We start from the raw sequence: 21,812 nt of genomic DNA on the forward strand, positions 1-21,812 counted from the left end.
GATAATTATCGGTCCCTGAGGGGTATCATCCGCTCCAGGTGAATTCGGAAAAAAGGTTATCCAACTGTCCAGGATTCAATATTTCGCGTTTCAGGATCAAACAGGATGCCGACCTTTATCTTCTGCCGGGGGTCTGAAAGGTACTTTTCTGCATATCCACGTTCGTCAATTTGATCAAGTGGATCCTTTTTTCCTTTTTGCCCGATGCCCTTTACTTTGAATTCGAAGATCCAGATATATGAGGGTGTTTTAACCGTCAGATCTATCCGACCTTTATTCGTTGTATCTTCCGGGATTACCTCGAACCCTAGACTTGCAAGATACGAATACATGAGACTTGCCCAATACCCTTCGAATCTTGCAAGGGGATTTCTTCGGTACCAGTCATGAGGAATTGATGCGAAGAAAGACTGAAGGTGAGCATGTAATCCTTCTTCATCCCCCAGTTCCAGGATCGAAAACAGGATATCACGATTATCCGAGAGTGAATAACCGGAAAGAGCCTCAGAGAACAGCAGGTTGAGAGACGTTCTCACTTCTTTGTTTGGATACCCGAGTGTGCATCGAAATCCCCGGATGCCGTCAGATGACCAGGATCTGATGGTGAGGTATCCGGTCTGAAATAATAAGGTTTCAACCGTTATCTTTTCCGGGTTAAATGAAAGGAGAATATCATCACCTGATATCATTCCGTCATACTCTGCGGGTAATCGTGGCTCATTCAGCCAGTTTTTTAGCAGAAATGATGGTGTTCCTGTCTCGAACCAGTACGGTCTGAAGATACCTGAATCAAAAAACAAAAGAATATCAAAGGGATTATAGACTGATTTACCGGTCCAGGAGTACCCGTTGTACCAATCACGGATGAGATCAGGATCATATTGTTCATACCAGAATGCGAAGGAGGTCCTGATGTCCTCTTCTGTATATCCGCAGATGGTGGAGTACCGGGAGTCAAGGGTTATGTCCTGAAGATTGTTCAGACCGGAAAAGATACCGGTTTTGATAAATTTCGATACACCGGTGATAAAAACAAACCTGATATGAGAATCAAGCGGTTTTATGAATCCATAAAAGTCACGCAAAATATCCCGCATATCAGCCGCACGAACAGGATCTTCCAGGGTGTCGAGGATAGGCTTGTCATACTCATCAACAAGGATAACGATCTGTTCACCTGTTTTCGTGTGAATATCCCTGATTAATGATGAAAATCGTCCGCCAATCGATGTCTCAAAAGGTTCAAAATTCCAGGTCCTTGCCCAGGCAGAGATGAGCTCATGTATCTGTGTTTTCAACTCTGCTGGTGTCCGTGGGGATGAGAGTGACCAGTCTATCCGGAGGACTGGGTTCCTCTTATTCCAGTCCCACTTTGAATCCGGACTGTCCAGAAAAAGTCCTGAAAAGAGATCCGGTTTCTGTGAAAAAGCCGCATCAAACGTATCGATGAGAAGACTTTTTCCAAACCGCCGGGGACGTGAAAGAAAATAATATTTTCCGGATTGTACTAATGAGTGAATCAGAGGTGTTTTATCAATATAGACATATCCCCCGGTTCTGATTTCAGTAAAAGACTGGATACCTATCGGTAGTTTCAGATGGGACATCTCTTTCACTACTATCTATTGGCTGGTAAAATAAGTATTGATTGAGAGGGCGATGAAATCCGGTACAGAATACATTTTCAGGGTTTTATCAGAACCATCAGAACGAATCCTGCTCCAATAATTGATAGTATACCGAGAGGGGCTTTGGTAGGTTCAGGGACTGGTGTTGATTCAGGTGTTTTCTCCGGTGTTGGTTCGATAGTTTGTACGGTTGTATAGGTGGGGGTTGGAACATGCGTGAACGTTGGTGCAGGGATCTGTACCTGTGTCTCTACAGTCTGGACCGGGGTTATGGGTTTTGTAACCGGGGCTGAATATGCGGGAGGTGTTGTTTGTGTGACCATTGGAGTTATATCCGGTTCGGGGGTTCCGATCTCAATCGCTACTGGTGCTTTAATGAGGGGATTGATATTCTGAATAAGAACTTCCACCGGAGATGATATCCCTGCCCCCGTATCCGGCATATTATCCTTAATGCGGTTCATTGAGAGTTCTGCCTGAACGGTCCAGGTCCCGACGGTAACTCCCCCGGTATTCCAGACAGGACCGGTGGAGGTTAAAGATGAGGTAAGCGGAATCCCGGACAGACTGAAAGATCCGGACGGGCCGGACACGGAAGAGTATTTTGCACCTTCAGGACTGGTGAGAACGATATCCACCTGCCCGTCCGGACCTCCCCGGGAATTTGCTTCATAAACATTTGATGATATCCGGAATGATACCGCATCTCCTCTTGGGATCCATTTTCCGGTTGCATCAAAATCCGCAGTCTCATCATAAACTCTGACCGATACCTGTGGCCTTTTTACCTGGAATACCGGGCTACCTTCCGGCCAGGAGTACCAGAGCCCCTCTTTCCCGGAAAAGGCTGATGGCGAAACATAAAATGAGTCAGGGGATGATACCGTCATGAGTTCCGTCGGGTCTGAACTCCTGCTGCTCCCCGGAGCCCACCATCCAATCTGCCCTCCGTTCATAACACCGGTTGCAGAAATGTCCAGTCCTTCTTCTCCTAGAAACACGGTCCCTCCTGGTGAGATTGTTCTTAAATCTCCACTTGCCTGTGATGCGCAGAAGAGAATCATGAGCAGGCTGAAAAGCCCGGCTAGAGAATATTTCATAATGAACAATTTCCTTTATAGTTTAAATTTTTCTTCACCCATCTCACTAAATAGTCTTCAGATCAAGATCGGTATATGGGAATTGCCTTTTTTGCTGGTGGCTGTTTCTGGGGCATTGAAGCAGGATTTCAGAAAGTGCCGGGAGTAATCAATACCAAAGTCGGATATATGGGGGGGCATACAATAGAACCTACCTATCAGGAGGTCTGTTCAGATACGACCGGTCATGCAGAGACAATTGCTCTTGAATATGATGATACGGCAATCACCTATCGAAAACTTCTGGAAATTTTCTTCTCCCTGCATAATCCAACAGAAGTAAACAGGCAGGGGCCTGATGTCGGCAGCCAGTACCGCTCCGTCATCTTCTATACCTCACCTGAGCAAAAAGAGGAGGCAGAAATGTTTATTGCGGAGATGAACCAGTCAGGCCGATATCATGCCGCAATTGCGACAGAGGTTGTTCCGGCAGAAACTTTCTGGCCTGCGGAGGAGTATCATCAGTCCTATTTTCTGAAAATTGGTCAGCGTTATGGACGGAGTCTGTTCTGATATGAAAGACCATCTGTGTAATACCAAAAGAAAGAGTGTGGTTGTACTTTTTCTGCTGATTTGTATCATTATCGGGAATGTTTCTGCAGTTCCTTCGGATCCACGGGGTATTATCCTCATCTCATGGGATGGCATTTCTAAAGATACCCTCCAAAATCTTCTTGAAACCGGCTCTCTTCCTCATCTCTCCTCTCTTTTAAAAAATGGCAGTTTTATCAATATCTCAATAACCGATCACTATCCGGATACCATGGCCGGTCACGCCCAGATTCTGACTGGTTATTCACCGGAACAGACCGGAGTCTTTAAAAGTATGCGATATGGCGAGATCCCTCATGGGATGACGGTATTTGAACGGCTTGAAGATGCATTTGGATCAGGTAATATCAGTACTGCTATTGTGGCATCACAGGAGAGAAGTCTTGGGACGCTCAAAGGGCTGCCCTTTTATCATGCAGGCAAGGTGGTTGATTATTACTATGACCGGAACAGTGATGCAGGTCTAGTCGGGTCGGTTGCATCTGAATCAGTCTACCATTTCGGATCTCTGGGTCGCTTTTTTATCTTCGCTCACTTCAGGGATGCGGCAGATGCAGGGTATGCATACGGGGCAGGATCTCCTCAGCAGATTACGGCAATTCAGGAGATAGACGAAGCGACCGGAAATATTCTTAAAGCCCTCAAGGATCTGGGGATTTCTGATAAGACGGTATTATATGTCACGACTGATCACGGGTTCAATACCGGTCCCAAAGATCATACCGGACAGATATCTCTCTGGATGGTGACCAATGAACCGGGATATAATTTGACCGGCGATCAGAAAGATATCACACCGACGATTCTGAAAAGACTCGGTGTTTCGTATGATGAGATGAACCCGTCGTATAATGCAACGGCTCTCAACCCCTGATTTTTACAGAAAAGAATTCCTAGTTCTTCAATGAATTGTGAACTCTGGAACAAATAATAACTTTGTCGAAGAGAAAAAAGAAAAGAGTTTAGCCGAACAGAGCACCAAGCCCTGCCATTCCGCTCTCTTCTTCTGCCTTCTTGTCTTCAGCTGGTGCTTCTTCTGCTGCTGCTGCTGCCGGAGCTGCACCTGCAACAGGAGCTGCTGCAACAGCGACCGGTGCTGCTGCTGCCTTGCTGATTGCATCTTCAATGTCGACACCATCAAGGGATGCGACAAGTGCCTTGACACGTGATTCGTTGACAGCGATACCAGCGGCAGAAAGTACTGCCTGAACAGAGGATTCGTTGATCTCCTTTCCTGCCTTGTGCAGAAGGAGTGCAGCGTATACATACTCCATGTTAATTCACCTAAATATTTTTCCGATTACTCGTATTGTTAGCATATTGATTATCCGACAACATTCTGGAGGGCCATGGCCTGAGCCTGTGCCTTTCCAAGAACAGCATCGATTATGTCACTACTGGTGACTGCAGCCTCGACACCAACTCCGCGTGCTTCACGGACAGCCTTGGTCAGCAGTGCAGATGCGGTATCCCTGGTTGGATATGCAGCATTGACTGACAGATTAAAGGCGTGGGTTGCAGCGGTGATAATGCTGTTATAGAATGCAGTCTCGTCGATTGCCAGAACATCAGACTCGTAGATACTTCCTTCGTAGAAGGCTGCCTGCAGAATAAGACCGACATCCATCGGTTTTATATCCAGCTTTGCAAGTGCATCTGCAAGTTTTTTGTTGATCTCCTGACCGGCTTTTACCACAGTTTTTGTTTCACGAATGGTAACTTTTCCTGCCTCAATTGCTGCAGGAATGCCGGCCTGCTGAAGCTCACCGACAATTGGACCTGGACGGAAACTGGTCGGTCCTTTTGAAACGACGATATCTTCCGGTGCAGTCTCTCCAGGACGTGCTGCCATCTTTGTTTTTGTCTTTTCAAGCATGCTGTAGAGCTTGAAAGGATTCTCATTGGTAAAGATGAGAGCAGAATGTCCGGATAAGTGTGAAGAGAGGTCTGTTATGGATCCCCCAATCTCACCGAATGCGTGTTCGATGAGCGTGTTACGGGTCATAATCAATTCGGCTTTCCCGCGAAGATTTCTTCTGATATCCTGCACCTGTCTGGCTGGGATTCCATACATATCAACAAGTCCTACCAGCTTATATTCGCTGGAGAGACGCTTGATAGTGGTAATCTCATCCTTCTTCCACTGGGGCAGATGTGCGGTATACAATGCCATTATAACTCCACCTTCACAGACGGCCCCATCGTTGTCTTTATATAGACCGATCTGACCTGGAAGTCACCCATCTCAAGTTTTGAGAGAATACGCTTGAGGACTGCATCGATATTCTCTGCAATCTCCTCTTCACTCATGGCGGTTGTTCCTACCTTGAGTGAGAATGACATCTTGTCCTTGGTTCTGATTTTGACAGATTTCCGAAGACGCTCCACGATTGGACGGATATCCGTACCGGCGGGAATCGGCTGGGGCATTCTGCCTCGTGGACCAAGTCGTGGACCAAGCCATCTTCCGACAAGACTCATAACCTGCGTTTCTGCAAGGAAAAACTGATGCTCGGATGCAATTTTACGTGCTTCACGAGGGGCACCTCCAAGGCGCTCAATTTCTTCCGGTCCCATGATGAGTTCAACACCGGATTCTCGTGCCTGAGTGACAATGTCACCAGAACCAAGAACGGCAATCTTGACTACTCGTCCATTCCCGTGGGGAAGGAGGATTGTCTCATCAATACGGTTTTTCGGCTGAGACATGTCGATATTTTTCAGGTTAATGGTCATATCGACACTCTCGGTGAATTTCCGTTCAGGCGCCTGTTCTTTTGCCTTTTTCAATGCGTCAATAAGGACGCTCTTCTCTACCATCAGGTTCCTCCATAGTGATGCGACCGTGATTGATTCCACGATCTTCTATGGTTACATATCGATTCTATCCCACGAGGACTGCGTCATGAGCGCCCGAATCTATCTCTTTGAGCATATCTTTGGGTTTTTTGCCTGAAACTGTAATACCGAGCGATACGCAGGTACCGACAACTTCCTTGACCGCATTCTTGAGATCATAGGAGAGCATGTCATCAAGTTTCATTTTGGCAATCGTGACAGCAGCCTCAAGTGGCACGTCCCCGACAATCTTGGTGTTCGGCTCACCAGAGCCTTTTTCAACGCCTGCTTCTTTCATGATGAGCGCTGTCGTGGGTGGAATACCAACCGAGATGGTGAAGTTCTTCTTCTCGTCCACCTCTACACGGACAGGAACCTGCATACCATTGAAGGATGCGGTTTTTTTGTTAATCTCATCAACAACAGCTTTGACGTTGATACCAAGGGGACCCAGTGCCGGACCGAGTGGCGGACCAGCAGTGGCTTTGCCACCGGGTACTAGTACCTCGACTACTTCTGCCATTGTGTATCACCAGTCAGGACGGTTATGTCCATCTGGGTTCATAAAGGTTGGAAGGATAGATAAAAAAGAATATGTCCTGCCAGGTTGTCGGAGCTACCTTATGAGTCGTCCTCACCACGGTCGATGACCCTGACATGGTCACCCCGAACCGTGATAGGAATCGGCAGAACACTTTCATACAGCTCAACGGTAATCTCCTCTTTTGAGGCGTCTACACGCTTGACTACCGCTTTTTCTCCCTTGAACGGACCATTGATAAGTTCAACAATCGTCCCTTCGTCAATGCCACTGACTGCCGGTTTTGGTATCAGGTAGTGACCGACTTCTTCCAGGGTGGTAACTCCTGGTAGGACAGTGCGCGCACTGGGAACATGTTCCATCAGTTCCTGGACCCTGGCGATCGGCTCATCGGTCTCTACCAGAACATATCCTTTCAGTTCGTCAGGGACAATAACTGACATAACCCGGATATCATTATCCGCGTCCCGCACCGCCTTGTCGATATTGTCTGCGACCGACCGTTCTGCCCGGTTTGTGGTCTTTACCGCGAAAATGCGGGTAAGACGGTGTTCATTCTCCATACGAATCAGGCCGGAAGTACTAGGAAGAGTTCGTAGATTGCAAACCCGATAATTCCAATCAGTACGACACCTGCCGCAGCGACGAGTGCTATTTTTGTATACTCATCCCGTGTTGGAAAGCGGGCCAGTTTGAGGATACGCATGTATTTGCGGAAAAGTTCCTCGTTTAAATTGATGTCAAGTTTGGGGATTTCCATGTATATCACTTCAGAAAATCAATCTCAAAGTGTCTCTGAAATTTCGGGTTATTTTTTTCATTTCTACCATATATTTGTGGCGACCGAACGCCGGTCAGGATAAGCAGGGTCCGTATGGTGTTCTGCATCGTTGGATCTATCTGAGCTCCCCATATTATCCGTGCATCAGGGTCAATCAGGGCATAAACCTCTTCAACAACACCCTCAGCTTCAGCCATGGTCATATCCGGCCCTCCGGTAACATTAACTAGAGCAGAGGTAGCGCAGGAAATATCGATATCAAGCAGAGGAGATCGTATGGCTTTGCGCACCGAATCCGCAGATTTGTCCTGGGCATCACTCTCACCCATCCCGATCATGGCAACTCCTCCTTTCTCCATGATGGCCCGCACATCGGCGAAGTCAAGGTTTACCAGACCGGGCACGGTGATAAGTTCGGTGATACCTTTGACCGCCCGCATCAGGACCTCGTCGGCTACCTTGAATGCGGCATAGAGTGGCAATTTCGGTACAACCTCAATGAGCCGGTCATTCGGAACGACAATGACGGTATCTGCAACATCACGAAGACGTTCAAGCCCTGCCTCGGCATTCTCCATCCTGATGGCCCCTTCAGATGTGAAAGGTAAGGTGACTATGGCTATAGTCAGGGCACCTTCTTCATGGGCTGCCCGTGCAACCACCGGAGCACACCCAGTACCAGTTCCCCCGCCAAGACCAGCGGTGATAAAGACCATGTCAGAGTCTTCAACAGCCCGTCGGATGTCATGTTCACTCTCAAGTGCTGCCTCTTCCCCGACCTGCGGATAGGATCCTGCCCCAAGACCTCGTGTCCGCTGTCTTCCTATAAGAATACGGTGATCTGCCTTGACGGTTGCAAGATGCATGGCATCGGTATTGATGGCATACAGGGTGGTTCCTGCAATCCCCTCATCCTTCATCCGGGTAATTGTGTTTGACCCGGCACCTCCACAACCGATAACTGAGATCCGGGTTGTCATCGTCCGGAGAACAGCATCAAGATCACTATTATTCTGCGGAATCTGTTGCTCTGCTTTTGCCCTGTTGAGCGCTTCTTCAACGATTGATTTCATCTGGCCTGCCTCTGCGGAATGTGAATCCGCTTTTCTGTCTCTGTCATCACCATTTCCGGATAGATAACCGAATCACCAACCTCGACCGGCTTTCCTGCCATCAGCTCACTATAGAGCGGGCCAGAGGGTATGCCCAGATTTTTGGCTTTCTTCGGATCAAACCGTAATTTTTTGATGATTAAAGAATCCCCCTCAAAAGAACAGGTGTATCTGTCCTGTAACAATGTTACACAGAGATGTATTAATTCATCCGATATTCTGCCGCTGAATGCTGCATCGGTAATAAAAACCGGATGACATGCTTTTCCTCTCCCGGTCATATGTACGATTGGAAATGAGTCTAGCGCAGAAATGAACTCTTCTGCAGCAACTTTCATAACTTCATCGACCAGCTCACCCGGAATGGTCAGGGAGACCGGGGCAGGCATCTCCAGGATGGTATGGAGAACGATTGATGATCCGGGAATGAGTGATTCTGCAAGGTTTCTGATAGACATATATTCAGAGAACGGGAGATCAAAGAGCCGCATCAGATCCCCCTGACCAAGGATCGGGATGGTATGCTTGTCTGCAAGACCGGTAATCATCCGCTCCTCTTTTCCAGACATGGATTTCCCATCAATATAGATTGCAAAAGCACCGGTAGAAGAGATGATATCCTGAAATAATGCATCCGTCAGGTGAGGAATATCACGGGTCGGCATAATATGACCAAAGCCGCCTCTGGTTAATTTTGTGATCTCTGTCTGACGCTGGGCATAATGCGTCCCTCCAAATCCTGCTAATGGGATGACCGATGAGGTATCCATGAGAAGAGCATCCAGTACCGCTTGTGCTACTGCCCTGGCAGCAATCCGGTCATTCCATTCCTTCTCTGTACTACCGAGCTCGATAAAACAGGAGGGCAGAGGGATGTCTGTCGGACCATGATGGGTAGCCTCATACATAACTTCATACCCTTCCGGAGCATGGATGATCAGCCGGTTGATAAGAGCATGCATAAGGCCGGTTGCTGCAGGTGTCAGGGTGTTTGGACGTCCCCCGTAATCAGCAGATCCAAAATTGCCAGTGACATGGACCGTTAAAACCGGCCGTGGCCGTTCACTGGCATGGCGTGATAGAAAAAGAATCCTATCTGCATCATGGGGCAGGGAGGGGCCGTCAAGATAGATAAGCCGTTCTTCTGCATGCCAGTGTCTGATATGGGAATGAGCCCTTTTGTCATCTTCTAGGAATGAATAGAGTTCTTCATGAATGAGTGAACCGGCCGGGTCTTTGCGTGAGCTGATAAGTAAGGTTGTTGGAGACTGTTCTTTTGGTGTCATGAATGGTAATTCTCACCGTTCGCTGATCTTAAATTCAGATTCCTGAATTGATCCCAATTGAGTATAAACACTAATATCAACATTCATCAGATTTAAAATCTCTCGATGCTTTTGATTTATCCCAGTAATTGTGTAAAAAACCTGTTCACCATAAAATGAAACTAACAAATAAATCTCTTTGAAAAACTCAATAATTCTTTCAGTTTTAGGATTATTTACTATTTTCGTTGGATTATATTCGAAAAGACCACTCAAACCCTGACCTCTACTTTTCAGCGAATCCCTGACTTTTTTCTCAATAATAACAAGTGGTCTCATTACAATAGTCAAAAACTTCACTAAACCATCAATTCTGTCATCTCGTTGAATAAACATTGGGGCAAGTGAAAGTGCCTTTCCCTTCAGCCGATGAAATTGATGCTCTATGATATACTGATCACGGTAAGTCAGAACAACATCTTGCATCGATAATTCATTTTCTGGTTTATTTGTTACATATACCCTCCATCCTGATAATTCCTGCGCTTGTTGAAGGGCTTGCAAGTTAATAGTTGGTTTAACCTCAATTCTCGTCGATTGTTCAATTCTGGCGGGATTGTTTCCGTATTTTCGTTTTGGAGTATTACTAATATGCTCGATATACTCAACTTCGAATACCGCTGTTAATCCCTTATCTCCAAGAATAGCATGTACTTTTTCTTTTGCTTCCTCGATTGTTCGGTAAATTTTCTTTCCCTTTCCTCTTTTATTCATTGAATTTATCTCAAAGAAAGCTTTTTTTACTTGCTCTTCAAGTGATAATCTGAATTTATTTGCATGAGCAAATGATTTTGCGTAGATTAGCCGTTCCTCCCAGGTTATGATTTTCCCCTCATATTCCATTGAATGAGATATTTTTTTCTCAAATCCTTCGGCTATAATCGCATCGCTTCCATCATAGTACGATCGTGAAACTTGTGTGAAGGAAAGATTAGACTCCTGATGTGCTATGATTGCAGAATAAATTTCCTGAGTAGGATGAGAGACTTCTGATAACGGGCATAAATAAAAGTCATTATTGATAGTCGTATACAAACGAGTTGCTATGGCACCCATTTTGCAATCTCCCACAAAAAGTAATCCAGATTGTCCCGTAGATTTTTTCACCTTTTCCATTGCAGGGATATAGAGAGGATCATCAGCACAATTTCCAGGGACTACACTAACGGTGAGGGGCAAACCCAGCACATCAAGCACTGAAAGTACGATTTTTATTTGAGGGAGGGAGGCGTCATCTTTTGAGTTGCCAAATTGTATTAATCCGTTTTTATCGATAATTCCATTGCTGTTTACTGTTGTCATATCAAGACGGACGATGTTTTCATCCGTTAAACCATATATACGCAGTGTAGAACGATTTAATTCAGATTCAAATCGGTTCCAAAGTTCATTATTGTGCAATAGAGATAATATACGAGCCAAATGGTCATCAGTAAAGCATTTTGGACTAAATTGAAAACCAATCAATTTTTCCAGTAAATTTTTTTTGGTAGTAACCCACTTCTCCAAGGGACACATACGATGATCATTTTCGGTCAGGCAGTAGCAGATCCAAATGGCAATCGTTTCACCAATCGGCAAACCCACCCAGTTTCTGTGAGGCGAATATACCTCATTCAAAATTCGTATGATTTGAAGTTCTTTTAATGTTTCAAAGATATATGGGATTCCGCCGATGTGTTCAATTTGATGTGTCGGAGCGATCATCCCATATATATGTACACTTCTCAGATATAAAGTTAAGCTTTATAATTTAACATTTACCTTATAAGATCAGCGAAAGGTAAGTAATTATTAGCTATAACCTTTATTCACAAATTTACAATTATTATATATGGAACCTGAAAAGATAAAATCAATTTTTGAAACTGAGGGTATCATTACAGAAATTCAATGTCCGAAAGCCTTTGAGATCTCTGAAAAGTACGGCATCTCAAAGATGGATATTGCAAAATACTGCAACACCAACAATGTAAAAATTCGTGCATGTCAACTTGGCTGCTTTAAATGAGTCGGTTTCTTTCGGTCATCCCCGTCGATAATGCGAGGACCATTCTTTTAAGTCTTGCCAGAAAAACCACCGGTAAGACTATTCCCCTTGCAGATTCACATGGATATGTCCTGAGTGCTGATATCATATCAGATATCGATATTCCCGGTTTTGACCGTTCTACCGTTGACGGTTATGCTGTTTGTGCCGCAGATACCATTGGTGCAGGAGAGAGTATTCCGGTCATGCTCCGGTTGTCAGGCAGGATAGAGATGGGTGATGAGCCATCGGGGAGTGTGTCTTCTGGGATCTGTATGTATATCCCGACCGGGGCGTATCTTCCACCAGGTGCTGATGCCGTGGTCATGGTTGAGTACTGCGAGGAGATGGGAAATGATGTATTCATCTCAAAACCGGTAGCGGTCGGTGAGAACATTGTTTTCAGAGGTGAGGACTTTTCTTCGCAGAAACCAGCTCTTCATGCAGGCACACGAATCTCTTCACGGGTTATGGGTGTCCTGGCCGCCTGTGGGGTTTCAGAAGTGCCGGTATCTGAAAAACCACGGGTTGCGATCATCTCAACGGGAAATGAGATAGTCCCCGTATCAGACATTCCTAAAGGCGGGCAGATTCGGGATGTGAATACCTATCTGTGTGCAGGATTTATAGAGGAGGCGGGAGGTATTCCGGTTCCTGTCGGAATAGTCCGCGATGATCGGACCGCTCTTGAAGATGCACTCATACAGGCCATCAGTCAGACAGATATGGTACTCATATCAGGAGGAAGCTCAAAAGGTGAGCGGGATATGTGTGCGGATATCATCAGACAAAAAGGTGAACTGCTGGTACATGGTATCGCTCTCTCACCAGGAAAACCTACAATAATCGGCAAGGTTCATGAAAAACCGGTTATCGGTCTCCCTGGTCATCCTGCCTCGGCCTATGTTGTCTTACATGCTCTCGTCAGGGACCTGATTTATTGTATGACCGGCGAGATTTCACATCCGATCCGGATATCAGGAATACTCACTTCTTCTGTTCCATCGGCAAAAGGAAGAGAAGATTATATCAGGGTTATGCTGAATGAAGATGCCATAGCTCCGGTTTTTGGTAAATCAGGACTTACCAATACCCTTACCGCGAGTGACGGACTACTCTGTATTCCTGCAGATACTGAAGGGTATGAAAAAGGGATCCGTGTTTTTGCAGAACCCTGGAGGAGTTTATGACTGAACGATATCTCCAATTGAAATCCTTATCCGAAGGACTGAGGATGTTACAAAACCGTTTCCCGTTTGAGGCAGGAATTAAAACCGTGCCGGTTCAGGATTCAATCGGATTGGTAACTGCTCATGCTATTCATGCATCTCTCTCTTACCCTGCCGGTCATCTCTCTGCGATGGATGGTATTGCGGTAAAGTCAGGGGATACTCACGGAGCTACGGATCAGAACCCACTTATCATCACCGATTTTGTCCGGGTGAACACTGGAAATCTCATCCCATCAGGATATGATGCCGTCATAATGATCGAGGATACGGAAGAGACCGATGATGGTTTTCAAATCCGTATGCCTGCATTTCCCTGGCAGCATATCCGTCCCGTCGGTGAAGATATCGCTCTTGGAGAGATGATTCTGCCGGGGGGTCATACCATTCGGTCAGGAGATATCGGAGCGATGGCATCATACGGGATTAGTGGTGTTGATGTTCTTTCGGTCAGAGTTGCTCTCATCCCAACCGGAAGTGAGATAGTTCCCCTGGGAACGATGCCAAAACCAGGGCAGGTTATTGAGAGTAATATGCTCATGGCTGCTGCTGAGATTTTGGAAAGCGGCGCCCATGTTACATTGTATCCAATAGTCCCAGATGAGCCTGAAAAAATCAGAGATGCCATCACCGAAGCAGTGGCTTTTCATGACCTGGTCCTCATATCAGCCGGCTCATCAAAAGGGACAAAAGACTACACCAGCCGGATCATCAGTGAACTGGGAACTGTTTTTGTGCACGGTCTTGCAATAAAGCCAGCAAAACCGGTTATATTTGGAGAAATATCAGGTAAGCCAGTCATTGGAATGCCAGGGTATCCGGTCGCCTGTCATACCATTCTTCGGGAAATTGTCCGGCCAATTCTCATATGGTATGGGCTGAATGTTCCCCGGTATCAGACAATTGAAGCCAGGCTGGCAGGGCCGCTCTATTCGGAGATTGGCATTGATGAATTTGTCCTGGTAACGACAGGAAAGATCAAAGATACATGGGTTGCTCTCCCTCAGAGTCGGGGGTCAGGTATCCAGATGAGTCTTGTCAGGTCGAACGGATACATCACTATTCCTGCTTCTTCTGAAGGATTTGAAGCAGGTTCTCTGGTTTCAGTGAAGGTCACGGTACCTTTGACTGAGGCAGAACAGACCATTCTCATTACCGGCTCTCATGATCCCGTCATTGATCATCTGTCTGATCTTCTTAGAACCAGCGGTATATTCCCTGCATCCGTTCATGTCGGGAGTATGGGAGGCCTTATGGCATTAAAGAGGGGTGATTGTCATCTGGCCCCTATGCATCTCCTCTCAGATGATGGTGATTATAATATCGCATTCCTGAAGCGGTACATGCCTGATGAAGAATTGATCCTTATCTGCATTGCCGAACGGGAACAGGGGATCGTCTCCAGGGATGGACTGAATTTTGATGCCATTACTACGCATCGGTTTATAAACCGACAGAAAGGATCAGGGACCCGGATGTTGCTTGATTATATGTTAAAAGAGAAAGGAATCTCTTCTGAATCCATTCAGGGATATAATCGTGAAGTAACAACCCATCTTGCCGTCTGTCTTGCTGTTATGAGCGGGGATGCCGATCTTGGAATGGCAGTTCATTCAGCAGCAAAAGCATATAATCTGCCATTCATACCGATCGGAACAGAGCGGTACGAACTTGTCGTGAGAAAAGAGATCTTTGAGTCAGATTCCAGGGTTCAAAGCCTTGTATCCCTCATTCAATCTGACGAATTCAAATCCCTCCTCTTCCGCCTCGGAGGATACAGAACGAATGAAACAGGAGCAATCAGGAGGATTTCTCCGATCTGATTTTATAAAAATGTTCCCGGGACCGCTGTGTTAACATATTCATAGAGGAGCCGCATAGCCCGTTTGTCCTGTTCTCCTCCACATCGGAGAACCAGTTCACCATGATGACGGATAAACCGGGCAAGTTCAGGATCTTCATTGAGAATGAACCGGGTAGCATGGACCGTGGCTTCGATGATATTATTAAGACCCCGGTGAACCGGAATTGGCAGGACCTGTGTGATATTCACATGGATTGGTTCAAGCCTTACAAAAAGTTTATCCGGTGTAGTATGTTCAATATGTGCATTACAGCATATCCAGTTCTGAATCCCTCGAAGCCGGTGAATGATTCGATTCCCGATCAGTTCCTGAATGAAGGATTCTTCTGAGAGATCTTCAAAGGCTGTTTTCACGAAAAGAATCGGATCATGGGATATATGGGCAACAATCCATCCATTCCGTATAATATTTTGCGCGGTATGACTGGTCCGGAATACTATCATTGAGAGTGAATCATTCTTCCTGATAATGCCCATGGGGGCAGCATTATTATAGGTTGTAACGATCACCTCATTGATTCCTTCAGTGAATATCTGGTCTACCGGATCTGTTAATGGTCCCACTCCCATCCTTCTCCTAAGGCTACATAAAGCCCGGATATCATGATATCTGCCAATGAACCGGGGTTGTAACCGTTATCCAGACAGAATTCATCCAGCTGTGCAGAACGTATCTTCCCTGCCAATACCTGTGCAGCCTTCTCTCTGACAAGTTCTGATGCACTGACTCCGAACTTTTTCGCGATGAAGGTGTCCGGAAATTCTGATAATAGTTTTAGAAATACCTTTGATATAGGATTTATCTCGTTCTGATGAGTAATAAGCAGGTCGGCAGTATACCGGGTAAGAGGAAATCCCTGGGTTATTTCACGGGCGATAAGATCATGAGGTGCAGAATATTCCATGACATCAAAAAATGTCATCTTCCGCTTTATGAGTTCTTCTTTTGCCTTCGGGTCATTGATGTCAAGTTCATCCTCGTCCCTGACCCTGACTGCTGTATGGGTAAAGGCATCATAAAAATCCAGGGCATCCTCGATGGTCGTCTGTCTTACAATTTCTGATGCTTCCTTTATGGTGTCACCCATGATCAGGGGGATGAGCAATATAAAAGCCCCGAAATGGGTATTACCACCTTTATGTCGTCCTGTCAGGATAGTCGCTTCCCTGATAAGAGCACCAACAGAGCCCTTCCTTTGTTCAGCCTTTTCCAGGGCCGATCTACAGAAGATGACGGATGCCAGAAAATGCTCAAGTTTTGTGTCAGGATAGTCATGACACCGGTCTACATTCCCTGGCTTGTCCCAGGCGCAGACTTCAAAAGCCATAGCCATCTGCGCCCGTTCCGTTCTGCTGATTATAGGCCTCATTTGAAGATTTTTTTCAGTAATTTTTTAGAGATCTCTCTTTTCAGATCCATGTAGGTGGATTTTTTAATTCCCGCCTGTCTGAGTGCCGCATCCCTGAACATACACGGCGTGGTGTCTTTACAGCAATATACAAGACTGCCAAAGCAGGTATTGGCTCCCTGCTCCAGAGGGGTCCCTGCGACGGCTTCCATCTTCATGGTAACGAACTCCTGCGGACTGATATTATAATGCTGGAGTTTGGGGAGGAGAGGACAGGGTTTGACCGGCATACAGCAAAATGCAAGCGATCTGATATCTCCTCCCCGGCAGAGCTGCTTTGGTGCATTATACCACCCATGTTCCTTTGTGTACTGTGCTATCTGCGCATACAGGGTCGAGAGGGTCTTTTTATCAGATTTCCGGGCAAGAGAGATCATATCAGCACCATGCGCAAACATCTCTTTTGCTTTTTCAAAGGTAGTAATACCATTATTGGCTATGATGAAAATCGGAGATGTATCGCGGATTTTTTTCAGGTGGGTGTGATCAAAGTCCATGAGATCAATATGGAGGATATCAGCACCGGCTTTCCAGAGCAGACGGGACAATTCAACATCATCGGCAGCTATTCCTGCGCGAATCTTTACTGATACCAGCACCCCCGCAATTTTTAATGCCTGAACGTAGGATATCAGAACTTCTGGATGATGAAGAAGAAATTCTCCGCTTCGTGCATCTATCATCGGCTGCTGTCTGCAATGAGCATCAATCTCATAGATGACTGAATTCCCGAGTTCCTGCGCAAGGGCATTCAGAGAACCGGCTTCTGATGCCCGCAGATTAATAACCGGAACAACACCGGCTGCCTTGATGAGCGCTATCTGGCCCTTCAAATCATCGACGAGATTTCTCGGTAAAAATTCCTCCCTTCCCAGATCAGAGAGGACACGTGCTGCTTTTATAGTAGGTTCATCAATTGCATATCCGCCGATAATGCCAAGCCCGATATGATCCGCAAGATTACGAATATATGCACCATCAGTAATGCCTGCCATACAGGCTACCGCGATTGGTGTCTTTACCGGTTTATCACCGATAAAAAGATCGAAATTTGTATCCATTATAATCCTTGTCCATAACCATCGATCGTTCTTATGTATAAGGTTCTCTGCATGTTTCTGGAAATAGGTATGAAAGCTATTTTAGGTTAACCTCTCTCATATGATCTATTTGATACATATTACGATAGAATATAACATTTGATAACTATTTTATTACGTGCAGTACTACCTACTGAGAATGACAAAGACTGGTATCCTCCTTGTAGGACATGGAAGTAAAAAGGAATACAACAAGAATCTCATCACCAAAACTGCGGAAATAATCGCTCAGAAGAATCCGGATTATATCGTTCGATGTGGATTTATGGAGTTTAATGAGCCGACTATTCGCGAATCACTTGATTCGTTCAAACAAGATGAAGTGGACAGTATTGCGGTTGTTCCACTCTTCCTTGCCCGTGGTGTTCATATTGATGAGGATATTCCCGGAATTCTCGGTCTTGCACCCGGTCAGAAGAAGGGCCTGTTCTCTCTTACAGGAAAAGAAGTCCCTCTTGTCTATGCAGATCCGATTGGACCCAACCCGCTCCTGGCAGATCTTATGATGGAGAATGCCAAAGCGGCTCTTGACCTGATCTGATGCGGATTCTCGTTCTCGATTCGATTCATGGCGGAAAGGTGATAGTAGATCACCTATCAGCCCATGGTCATGTGACTGATCTCATCGATGTGTACCGGAACCAGGAAGGCATTTCTCCCGACCTGGCACGAACCCGGGTTTATGATCTTATCATTGCTCCTGTTCATCTGGATCCTGATTATTCACTCCTTCAGGACCTCCGGATTCCTGTAATATCACATCATGCAGCTGTCAGATGGCTTTTCACAGATCACGCAGTATCTTCGGTTATTGAGATTACCGGAAAACAAGGTAAATCTACTACAGCAGCGGCACTCGCATCTATCATGCCAGGAGAAGGGCTGCTCCATACATCCGCAGGAGTTGTCAGGTATCCATCATTGGAACATCTGGGGCGATATTCTATCACCCCTGCGTCAATATTGCAGGTCTTATCTGAACAATTTTCTGATGGCTGGCTTATCAGTGAAGTATCGTTAGGATTTTGTGGGATTGGAACTCTTGGTATCCTGACCTCCTTTCTAGATTATCCGGTTGCACAAGGAAAGAGAAGGGCCCTTGCACTGAAAACTGAACAGGCCCACCTGGTAAAACAGGTTCTGATTCCACCGGGAGGAGAACTTGTCCATGACGGATGTATTCCCGTATCTGACCTTGTATCTGTATCCGGAACCAGGGCTTGCTACCGGTATGGAGATTTGTCAGGTTCATTTGTAAATCCGCTTCTCCTCCTGCCAGGATACAAAACCCCTCTTATGCTCGCTGCAGGGGCAGCCCTGCTTCTTGGAGTGGATCCCGCCGGTTTGTCAGATTTTTCAGCTCTTCCAGGACGCATGGAGGTCACGAAAGATACTGGTTACACCATTATCGATAATGCAAACAGCGGGACGTGTCATTCAACAACGCTTGATGCATACCGTTATGGCAGAGAGATAGCGAAAAATGAACCGGTAACCCTCATCATTGGTCAGGAGTCAGCATCGGTATGTGAAAACTTCAGCACTCATGAGATCTGTGCATCCATCTCTGATATTAATCCCCGGGATGTTATCCTCATTCCCGGAGATGAACGGATTATGAAGGAGGAGATCATACAGTACTGTGCGAATACCGGGATTACCTGCATCTGTGCTAATTCAACTGAAGAAGGAATTAGAAGAGCGAAAACACTGAATAATACTCTAATTTTATTGTCTGTAAAACGGTGGAAATAATGAAATATGTACAACCCAGGCCCAGTTCTATTGTCGCTGCCCTCTATACTGCCCGTGACCTGGAAGTTGATGTGGCTGTCCTCCATGGCCCCTCCGGATGCTCTTTTAAGCATGCACGGCTTTTGGAAGAGGATGGTATGCGGGTATTGACGACATCTCTTGCCGAGAATGAGTTTGTCTTTGGTGGACAGGGACGACTTGAGGATGTTATTCTCTATGCAGAAGAGAAATTTGCCCCGAAACGAATGGCGGTCATGGGAACCTGTGTCTCGATGATTATCGGTGAAGATCTGCAGGCTGCGATTGATAACTCCGGTGTCAGTACCGAGACGATAGCCGTAGATATTCATGCCGGATTTACCGAGAATATTGACGGAGTCATTGCAACGTTAAAACCTGCAGCCGAGATTGGATGGATCTCTTTAGACGAACTGGTACGCCAGCAGGAATTATTGAAGGCAGCCAATCAGGTGGAACGACTTCGGGGAGCTGCAGTCAGAGAGTACATCGAACCATCACGGGGAGATCTGAAGCATAAGGTTGCAGAACGTCTTGTAGATATTATCCAGGAGGGTAAAAAAGGCGTTGCCATCATGAATGCAAAGAAGGAGACTGCATACATGTTTGCTGATGGTCTTACTGCTCTCCATGAGCTTGCACCTGATGCTCCTATTGTCTATTCTGTAAATCTTGAGATGCGGGGGCTTCCAAAGGTCAGACGGGATGCAGAGCGTATCATTGCTGACCTTGATGCAACAGGTCTTTCGTATGTGAAACAAGGGGCACTTGACGAATATGGAGCGACCGGGGATATGCTGGGCCGGTGGATACAGGATGAGAATCCTGATTTTGCATTCATTACCGGTGTACCTCATGCGATCCCCCGAGAATACACCGATGGGATCGAGTGTTTTTCAGTGACAAACGGTCCCCGCCAGGTTGCACCACTCAAGGATCTGGGACATGAACATGTGGTCGTTGAGATCGATCTCCATCCACGAACTCTCGGTGTCAGAAGTATTGTGGAATCCGAATTTGGGGCCGTCATCCGGAGTTTTCTATGAAGGCGTTCCTGATTTCCGGTGACCGGTCGGGATCAGGAAAAACCAGTATAACCCTCGCAATAGCAGCAGCTCTTGCAAAACGATGCACCGTTCAGACCTTCAAAGTCGGGATGGACTATATCGATCCTTCTTACCTGACCGGGGTTACCGGGCGGCCCTGCAGGAATCTAGACTCATTTGTGATGAACCGGGATGAGATGACTGCCGTATTTAACCATGCCTGTATTGGTGCAGATATTGCAATAATTGAAGGGGTCAGGGGCCTGTATGAAGGGGCCGATAGTATTGCTGATATCGGCAGCACGGCATCGATTGCAAAACACTTTCACGTACCGATAATTTTGGTGATAGATGCCCGGAGTATTACCCGGAGTGCGGCAGCCCTTCTGTATGGATTCATGAAATTCGACCCTGATATTCAGATTGCCGGTGTTATTCTTAACAATGTCAGGGGAGAGAAGCATATCAGAAAGGCCACGGAGGCAATCCGGCATTATTGTAGTATCCCGGTGATCGGGGCAGTTCCTCGGGTCGATAACCTGGACCTGACCATGCGGCATCTGGGTCTTGTTCCGTTTGAGGAGGGTCTGAAGGATCAGCCTTTTCTTGACCGGGTCTCATCCATCGTTGAGATGATATGCAGTCACCTGGATATTGATGCCCTGCTCTCCCTCTCACGTGAGATGAAAAGTTCTCTTCATATTCCTGACCTGTTTGCATCAGTTGAGCAGCACCACCGCGAAAGGATTGCAGTTGCACGGGATGAGGCATTCAATTTTTATTATGCAGATCTCTTTTCACTCATCGAAGCACGAGGATATGATATTGTATATTTCTCACCGATTCATGGAGATCTTCCTGATGCAGACGGGTATATACTTGGTGGAGGGTATCCGGAGTACTATGGTCGAGAACTTGCTGATAACCAGTCCATGATGGAGGATATTCGAACAGCAGCCGGAGATGAGAGGCCCATATTAGCCGAATGCGGAGGTCTTATGTATTTATGCAGGGAGATAGATGTTCTTCACGATTTCTCAGGACTTTCTGCCGGAACATCATTCAAAATGGCAGATGTGCTTCCAGCCCGGTGTACCATTCCAAAAAAACGGGTTGTCACCTATGTCTCCGGAAAGACTACACCAAATTTTCCTTTCGCAGAAAAACCTCTCCCGGTAAAAGGTCATGCCTTTCATTATTCCACGGTTCATCCGGATAAGGGATCAACATTCGGGTATGAACTGGATCGTGGGTTTGGGATTGATGCAACCCATGACGGGATGGTGCTCAACAAGGTAGTCGGATCCTATACACACATCCATCCGGTCCCGTCCCGTGACCTGCTCTATTCATTTTTGTCCGCTTGTCTGTCTGACTCATCCATATAATTGGTCAGATTGTTCTTTTTTCTCCTTTGCACCAGGTCCGACAGGTTGATCCTTTATG

23 protein-coding genes are annotated in these 21,812 nt (G+C 46.3%); 9 read left to right on the forward strand and 14 right to left on the reverse strand.

The annotated features are described in order from the left end of the window. Positions 1-56: 56 nt before the first annotated feature. Positions 57-1,607, reverse strand: a complete 1,551-nt coding sequence (locus tag MHUN_RS03425; RefSeq protein ID WP_011447690.1) for an ATP-binding protein — start codon at positions 1,605-1,607, stop codon at positions 57-59. A gap of 77 nt (positions 1,608-1,684) precedes the next feature. Continuing rightward, the gene (locus MHUN_RS03430; protein ID WP_011447691.1) at positions 1,685-2,728 is read right to left on the reverse strand and encodes a DUF3821 domain-containing protein; all 1,044 of its coding nucleotides are present in this window, start codon (positions 2,726-2,728) and stop codon (positions 1,685-1,687) included. Between the two features lie 75 nt (positions 2,729-2,803). On the opposite strand from MHUN_RS03430, the gene msrA reads away from it, so the two are divergent. Both msrA and MHUN_RS03440 read left to right on the forward strand, forming a co-directional pair. Continuing rightward, the gene (msrA, locus tag MHUN_RS03435; protein ID WP_011447692.1) at positions 2,804-3,280 is read left to right on the forward strand and encodes a peptide-methionine (S)-S-oxide reductase MsrA; all 477 of its coding nucleotides are present in this window, start codon (positions 2,804-2,806) and stop codon (positions 3,278-3,280) included. Between the two features lies 1 nt (position 3,281). Then, entirely contained in the window at positions 3,282-4,193 is a 912-nt protein-coding gene (locus tag MHUN_RS03440; protein ID WP_011447693.1) for an alkaline phosphatase family protein, read from the forward strand. Positions 4,194-4,281: 88 nt separating this feature from the next. On the opposite strand, the gene rpl12p is transcribed toward MHUN_RS03440, so the two are convergent. The 9 genes from rpl12p to MHUN_RS03485 form a co-directional block, all read right to left on the reverse strand. Then, complete coding sequence (gene rpl12p, locus MHUN_RS03445; RefSeq protein WP_011447694.1) at positions 4,282-4,593, reverse strand: 50S ribosomal protein P1; 312 nt, start codon at positions 4,591-4,593, stop codon at positions 4,282-4,284. Between the two features lie 50 nt (positions 4,594-4,643). After that, the gene (locus tag MHUN_RS03450; protein WP_011447695.1) at positions 4,644-5,492 is read right to left on the reverse strand and encodes a 50S ribosomal protein L10; all 849 of its coding nucleotides are present in this window, start codon (positions 5,490-5,492) and stop codon (positions 4,644-4,646) included. Beyond that, positions 5,492-6,139, reverse strand: a complete 648-nt coding sequence (locus tag MHUN_RS03455) for a 50S ribosomal protein L1 (RefSeq protein WP_011447696.1) — start codon at positions 6,137-6,139, stop codon at positions 5,492-5,494. The genes MHUN_RS03450 and MHUN_RS03455 overlap by 1 nt, the downstream gene beginning before the upstream one ends. A gap of 64 nt (positions 6,140-6,203) precedes the next feature. Further along, a complete protein-coding gene (locus MHUN_RS03460) occupies positions 6,204-6,680 on the reverse strand; it encodes a 50S ribosomal protein L11 (protein ID WP_011447697.1) in 477 nt (158 codons plus the stop codon). A gap of 98 nt (positions 6,681-6,778) precedes the next feature. Further along, the gene (locus MHUN_RS03465) at positions 6,779-7,261 is read right to left on the reverse strand and encodes a transcription elongation factor Spt5 (protein WP_011447698.1); all 483 of its coding nucleotides are present in this window, start codon (positions 7,259-7,261) and stop codon (positions 6,779-6,781) included. Positions 7,262-7,266: 5 nt separating this feature from the next. Continuing rightward, complete coding sequence (locus tag MHUN_RS03470; RefSeq protein ID WP_011447699.1) at positions 7,267-7,458, reverse strand: protein translocase SEC61 complex subunit gamma; 192 nt, start codon at positions 7,456-7,458, stop codon at positions 7,267-7,269. A 5-nt stretch (positions 7,459-7,463) separates the two neighbouring features. Continuing rightward, positions 7,464-8,552: a cell division protein FtsZ gene (gene ftsZ, locus MHUN_RS03475; protein ID WP_011447700.1), complete on the reverse strand. Its 1,089-nt coding sequence runs from the start codon at positions 8,550-8,552 to the stop codon at positions 7,464-7,466. After that, positions 8,549-9,877: a D-aminoacyl-tRNA deacylase gene (locus tag MHUN_RS03480; RefSeq protein ID WP_011447701.1), complete on the reverse strand. Its 1,329-nt coding sequence runs from the start codon at positions 9,875-9,877 to the stop codon at positions 8,549-8,551. Before MHUN_RS03480 ends, ftsZ begins: the two co-directional genes overlap by 4 nt. Before the next feature lie 12 nt (positions 9,878-9,889). Then, positions 9,890-11,623, reverse strand: coding sequence for an IS1634-like element ISMhu4 family transposase (locus MHUN_RS03485; protein WP_011447340.1), 1,734 nt, complete (start codon positions 11,621-11,623; stop codon positions 9,890-9,892). 127 nt (positions 11,624-11,750) lie between these two features. On the opposite strand from MHUN_RS03485, the gene MHUN_RS19185 reads away from it, so the two are divergent. The 3 genes from MHUN_RS19185 to MHUN_RS03495 are packed head-to-tail and all read left to right on the forward strand — an operon-like array spanning position 11,751 to position 14,997. After that, a complete protein-coding gene (locus MHUN_RS19185; RefSeq protein WP_204223024.1) occupies positions 11,751-11,927 on the forward strand; it encodes a hypothetical protein in 177 nt (58 codons plus the stop codon). After that, entirely contained in the window at positions 11,924-13,135 is a 1,212-nt protein-coding gene (glp, locus tag MHUN_RS03490; RefSeq protein ID WP_011447702.1) for a molybdopterin molybdotransferase MoeA, read from the forward strand. The genes MHUN_RS19185 and glp overlap by 4 nt, the downstream gene beginning before the upstream one ends. Continuing rightward, positions 13,132-14,997 (forward strand): molybdopterin biosynthesis protein, encoded by a 1,866-nt coding sequence (locus tag MHUN_RS03495; protein ID WP_011447703.1) that lies wholly within the window; start codon positions 13,132-13,134, stop codon positions 14,995-14,997. The genes glp and MHUN_RS03495 overlap by 4 nt, the downstream gene beginning before the upstream one ends. Positions 14,998-14,999: 2 nt before the next feature. Here the strand turns inward: MHUN_RS03495 and MHUN_RS03500 are convergent, their stop codons facing one another. The 3 genes from MHUN_RS03500 to MHUN_RS03510 are packed head-to-tail and all read right to left on the reverse strand — an operon-like array spanning position 15,000 to position 17,508. Beyond that, the gene (locus MHUN_RS03500) at positions 15,000-15,602 is read right to left on the reverse strand and encodes a DUF447 domain-containing protein (RefSeq protein WP_158498148.1); all 603 of its coding nucleotides are present in this window, start codon (positions 15,600-15,602) and stop codon (positions 15,000-15,002) included. After that, positions 15,590-16,408: a triphosphoribosyl-dephospho-CoA synthase gene (locus tag MHUN_RS03505; RefSeq protein ID WP_011447705.1), complete on the reverse strand. Its 819-nt coding sequence runs from the start codon at positions 16,406-16,408 to the stop codon at positions 15,590-15,592. The genes MHUN_RS03500 and MHUN_RS03505 overlap by 13 nt, the downstream gene beginning before the upstream one ends. Then, entirely contained in the window at positions 16,405-17,508 is a 1,104-nt protein-coding gene (locus MHUN_RS03510; RefSeq protein WP_011447706.1) for a methanogenesis marker 9 domain-containing protein, read from the reverse strand. Before MHUN_RS03510 ends, MHUN_RS03505 begins: the two co-directional genes overlap by 4 nt. Before the next feature lie 178 nt (positions 17,509-17,686). On the opposite strand from MHUN_RS03510, the gene cfbA reads away from it, so the two are divergent. From cfbA to cfbB, 4 genes are read left to right on the forward strand one after another with little or no spacing between them, the layout of a single operon-like run. After that, positions 17,687-18,088 carry a sirohydrochlorin nickelochelatase gene (cfbA, locus tag MHUN_RS03515; RefSeq protein WP_011447707.1) on the forward strand — a complete coding sequence of 134 codons (402 nt, stop codon included), beginning with the start codon at positions 17,687-17,689 and terminating at the stop codon, positions 18,086-18,088. Next, entirely contained in the window at positions 18,088-19,302 is a 1,215-nt protein-coding gene (gene cfbE / locus MHUN_RS03520; RefSeq protein ID WP_011447708.1) for a coenzyme F430 synthase, read from the forward strand. Before cfbA ends, cfbE begins: the two co-directional genes overlap by 1 nt. Further along, positions 19,302-20,366 (forward strand): Ni-sirohydrochlorin a,c-diamide reductive cyclase catalytic subunit, encoded by a 1,065-nt coding sequence (gene cfbD / locus MHUN_RS03525; RefSeq protein ID WP_011447709.1) that lies wholly within the window; start codon positions 19,302-19,304, stop codon positions 20,364-20,366. The genes cfbE and cfbD overlap by 1 nt, the downstream gene beginning before the upstream one ends. Continuing rightward, positions 20,363-21,754 carry a Ni-sirohydrochlorin a,c-diamide synthase gene (gene cfbB, locus MHUN_RS03530; protein ID WP_011447710.1) on the forward strand — a complete coding sequence of 464 codons (1,392 nt, stop codon included), beginning with the start codon at positions 20,363-20,365 and terminating at the stop codon, positions 21,752-21,754. The genes cfbD and cfbB overlap by 4 nt, the downstream gene beginning before the upstream one ends. Positions 21,755-21,812 lie beyond the last annotated feature (58 nt).

The organism is Methanospirillum hungatei JF-1, from assembly GCF_000013445.1.
Lineage (GTDB): Archaea > Halobacteriota > Methanomicrobia > Methanomicrobiales > Methanospirillaceae > Methanospirillum > Methanospirillum hungatei.

Bases quoted from the DNA above. Each gene is read 5' to 3' on its own strand.
- cfbB (WP_011447710.1), top strand. From the start codon at position 20,363: ATGAAGGCGTTCCTGATTTCCGGTGACCGGTCGGGATCAGGAAAAACC.
- MHUN_RS03495 (WP_011447703.1), top strand. From the start codon at position 13,132: ATGACTGAACGATATCTCCAATTGAAATCCTTATCCGAAGGACTGAGG.
- cfbE (WP_011447708.1), top strand. From the start codon at position 18,088: ATGCGGATTCTCGTTCTCGATTCGATTCATGGCGGAAAGGTGATAGTA.
- cfbD (WP_011447709.1), top strand. From the start codon at position 19,302: ATGAAATATGTACAACCCAGGCCCAGTTCTATTGTCGCTGCCCTCTAT.
- MHUN_RS03480 (WP_011447701.1), bottom strand. From the start codon at position 9,877: ATGACACCAAAAGAACAGTCTCCAACAACCTTACTTATCAGCTCACGC.
- msrA (WP_011447692.1), top strand. From the start codon at position 2,804: ATGGGAATTGCCTTTTTTGCTGGTGGCTGTTTCTGGGGCATTGAAGCA.
- MHUN_RS03485 (WP_011447340.1), bottom strand. From the start codon at position 11,623: ATGATCGCTCCGACACATCAAATTGAACACATCGGCGGAATCCCATAT.
- MHUN_RS03440 (WP_011447693.1), top strand. From the start codon at position 3,282: ATGAAAGACCATCTGTGTAATACCAAAAGAAAGAGTGTGGTTGTACTT.
- rpl12p (WP_011447694.1), bottom strand. From the start codon at position 4,593: ATGGAGTATGTATACGCTGCACTCCTTCTGCACAAGGCAGGAAAGGAG.
- MHUN_RS03430 (WP_011447691.1), bottom strand. From the start codon at position 2,728: ATGAAATATTCTCTAGCCGGGCTTTTCAGCCTGCTCATGATTCTCTTC.
- ftsZ (WP_011447700.1), bottom strand. From the start codon at position 8,552: ATGAAATCAATCGTTGAAGAAGCGCTCAACAGGGCAAAAGCAGAGCAA.
- cfbA (WP_011447707.1), top strand. From the start codon at position 17,687: ATGACAAAGACTGGTATCCTCCTTGTAGGACATGGAAGTAAAAAGGAA.
- MHUN_RS03460 (WP_011447697.1), bottom strand. From the start codon at position 6,680: ATGGCAGAAGTAGTCGAGGTACTAGTACCCGGTGGCAAAGCCACTGCT.
- MHUN_RS03455 (WP_011447696.1), bottom strand. From the start codon at position 6,139: ATGGTAGAGAAGAGCGTCCTTATTGACGCATTGAAAAAGGCAAAAGAA.
- MHUN_RS19185 (WP_204223024.1), top strand. From the start codon at position 11,751: ATGGAACCTGAAAAGATAAAATCAATTTTTGAAACTGAGGGTATCATT.
- glp (WP_011447702.1), top strand. From the start codon at position 11,924: ATGAGTCGGTTTCTTTCGGTCATCCCCGTCGATAATGCGAGGACCATT.
- MHUN_RS03465 (WP_011447698.1), bottom strand. From the start codon at position 7,261: ATGGAGAATGAACACCGTCTTACCCGCATTTTCGCGGTAAAGACCACA.
- MHUN_RS03510 (WP_011447706.1), bottom strand. From the start codon at position 17,508: ATGGATACAAATTTCGATCTTTTTATCGGTGATAAACCGGTAAAGACA.
- MHUN_RS03470 (WP_011447699.1), bottom strand. From the start codon at position 7,458: ATGGAAATCCCCAAACTTGACATCAATTTAAACGAGGAACTTTTCCGC.
- MHUN_RS03450 (WP_011447695.1), bottom strand. From the start codon at position 5,492: ATGGCATTGTATACCGCACATCTGCCCCAGTGGAAGAAGGATGAGATT.
- MHUN_RS03425 (WP_011447690.1), bottom strand. From the start codon at position 1,607: ATGTCCCATCTGAAACTACCGATAGGTATCCAGTCTTTTACTGAAATC.
- MHUN_RS03505 (WP_011447705.1), bottom strand. From the start codon at position 16,408: ATGAGGCCTATAATCAGCAGAACGGAACGGGCGCAGATGGCTATGGCT.